The sequence below is a fragment of the Streptomyces xingningensis genome (assembly GCF_054957865.1).
Genome location: NZ_JBDJPF010000148.1, coordinates 1 through 2,598, shown reverse-complemented (window position 1 = coordinate 2,598; position 2,598 = coordinate 1). Strand labels below are relative to the sequence as shown.

The following is a 2,598-nucleotide window of genomic DNA, read 5'->3' as shown; positions in this document are numbered from 1 at the left end:
GAGCTCACCGAGGGTATGGACCGGCTCACCGGGGAGGCCGACCGCTATGTCACCTCCGGCTTCGCGGGCGCGGCCTGGCATCTGATCGAGGCGGTCGCCAAGGACGTCAACGACGATCGGGCGCTGCTGCTCATCTGCCGGGATTGAGGGAATTCCGGCGGTTCGTGGCATGGCTGATTCCGATGCCCACGGCTGCGTCAGCTTCGTAACTCTGTTGTCACTCCAACTACCCTTCCCGATATAGCTGTTTGAGTCATCGAAAACCGCCTGTGGCGGGACGGGGGTGAGCTCATGAAGTTTGACATGGGGCAGACGACGCTGTCCGACCTGGTCACATCGACCCAGGGGTCGCATGGCGACCTGGGCGCGCTGATCCGGCAACTGATCGCGGCCGCACAGCCGCTGGAGGGGAAGTTCAACGGAGCGGGCCGGGTCGCGTTCGACCGGTTCAAGGAGCACTCGGACCAGGTCGCCGCCGACCTCAACCACGCACTGGCCGCGATCCTCGGCGGTCAGGCCGGCATGGACACCTCGTTCGTCGAGGGCGAGCACGAACACGCGGACAACGCACAGCAGCAGATGGCGGCGGCGAACTTCGACGCGGCCCGCTTCTCGGGACGGCAGGGGGTCTGACATGGGCAGCACGGACCGGCGCAGCTATGACCTCGGCGCCTCGACCGAGGTACAGACCTCGCTGCAGGGCATCGTCTCCCGGCTGGAGGGACTGCTGAACGACCGCGACGCGGCGGTGAAGGCGGCCATGTCCAACTTCCAGGCCGACGGCGTCTCCGACCAGTACCACGACAAGGAACTGCGCTGGAACCGGGCGGCCACCGAGGTGCGCCAGATCATCCATCTGCTGCGCACCACGATGGAGAAGAACGACGCCACGGCACAGCACACCCTGACGAGGGCGAAGGCCGCCGTCGACAGCATCGGCTGACCGGACGGTAAAGGGGGCTTCGAGGGGGCTTCATGGATCCCGGGTGGGACATCGATGTCCACGGCGTGGTCGGCGTGCTCAACGACACCAGGTCGGCGGCGGGCGAGGTGCAGGGCGAAGTCAATGCCTACATCGAGCACTTGGCGTCGGCGGGCAAAAACGCGGGCACCGTGGCCGAGGGCGGTCATGGCCCGGAGGCGGGCTTCGTGGTGACGGCGGCCCTGGCCGAGTTCGCCCAGCACCTGCAGGACGAGCTGCTGTTCATCGCGGCCCGGGCCGGCAAGTCGATCCAGGGCGCGGAGCTGGCGGCCCTGCACTACGTCGAGGGCGACCTGAAGATGGCGGCCCAGGCCCAGCACGACGCACTGCAGGCCCCCGACCTGGAAAAGCTCAAGGCCGAGGCGCAGGCCGGGGCCGAGGGGGGCGGGGGGAGGAAGTAGTGCTGGAACTGTCGAAGATTCCACAGTTCACCGGGAATCTCGAGGCGCTGGACGAGGACATCGGGGCGTTGCGGAAGGACGCCCATGCCATTCGCTCCACGGGTGCGGCCGTTCATTCCAAGTTCCAGGGACTGTCGGCGTATTACCACGCCCCGGAGGCGGGGCAGCTGTTCGCGACGACGCTGCCGGTGCGGCAGAAGGCGGATGATTTCGCCGGAAAGCTGGAGAAGGTCGCGGCCGCCTTGCGTGAGTACGAGGGCGAAGTCCGGCCGCTGGTGGAGAAGCTGAAGGCGTTACGGCTGCAGGCCGTGGCCTTTCTGAACAAGATCGACGGCGATCACGGGTGGCGCCGTCACCAGAAGAACGTCGACGAGAACAACCGCATCTCCGAGGACATCACCAGTGCGTATCACGCGTTCCAGGAGGCGGAGCGCCGGTGTCACAACAAGATCACCGCTCTGATCGACGGTGGTACGCGGTTCATTGAGGATGACGGCTCGCACGGGCCGGCCATGTACGGGCTGTCGGCCGACACCCTTGAGCATGCCAAGGTGCCTTGGGGTACCCCGGTGGACCGGAAGCGTGAGTGGTACGAGAGCGCCTTGCACGGCGTCAAGTCTTTTGTCTGGGACGGCGTGGTCGTCGATGGCGTCTGGGGCACCGTCAAGGGCCTGGGCAGGCTGGCCGGGGTCGACGGCTGGGACCAGATGGGGGATGCCTGGAAGGGGCTCGGCAAGACCCTGGCCGGCACCGTCGCGCTCGGCATCCCGCAGCCCGCCAAGATCCTCAACAGCTTCTCCTCCATGCCGGGGATGGGCGGGATGGGCAGGGTCGAGGACCCGAAGTTCATCCGGGAGTCCAAGCAGGCGGCGATCGACGCGGGCAAGTCGCTGGTGTCCTGGGACGAGTGGCGCAAGAACCCCCAACGCGCGGCGGGCGGCGCCGGCTTCAACCTCGGCACCCTCTTCACGGGCGCGGGCACGGCCACAAAGGCCGGCACGGCCGGCAAGCTCGGCAAGGTCGTCACGGTGGCGGCCAGGACCGGCAGGTACATCGACCCGATGACCTATGTCGCCAAGGGCACCAGCCTGACGGTGGGCAAGGCCCTCAGCAAGCTGCCGGCGCTGCCGAAGGTGGGCGCCCTGGCGGATGCGCTGAGGGACGGGCTGCCGGGCGCGCACCGGCTGCCCGACGGGACGGTCGAGCTGCCGAGGG

At 67.8% G+C, this 2,598-nt stretch carries 3 protein-coding genes and 2 pseudogenes; all 5 read left to right on the top strand.

Annotation, left to right across the window (positions count from 1 at the left end; all coding sequences use genetic code 11):
• A pseudogene (locus ABCR83_RS32530) lies at positions 1 to 147 on the top strand (serine/threonine-protein phosphatase); the annotation flags it as partial.
• A gap of 144 nt (positions 148 to 291) precedes the next feature.
• Complete coding sequence (locus ABCR83_RS32525) at positions 292 to 633, top strand: hypothetical protein (protein WP_462698865.1); 342 nt, start codon at positions 292 to 294, stop codon at positions 631 to 633.
• A gap of 1 nt (position 634) precedes the next feature.
• Positions 635 to 943, top strand: coding sequence for a pore-forming ESAT-6 family protein (locus tag ABCR83_RS32520; protein ID WP_462698864.1), 309 nt, complete (start codon positions 635 to 637; stop codon positions 941 to 943).
• Between the two features lie 32 nt (positions 944 to 975).
• Positions 976 to 1,383 (top strand): DUF6507 family protein, encoded by a 408-nt coding sequence (locus ABCR83_RS32515; protein WP_462698863.1) that lies wholly within the window; start codon positions 976 to 978, stop codon positions 1,381 to 1,383.
• Positions 1,383 to 2,598: pseudogene (locus ABCR83_RS32510) on the top strand (ADP-ribosyltransferase); the annotation flags it as partial. The gene ABCR83_RS32515 and the pseudogene ABCR83_RS32510, both read left to right, overlap by 1 nt.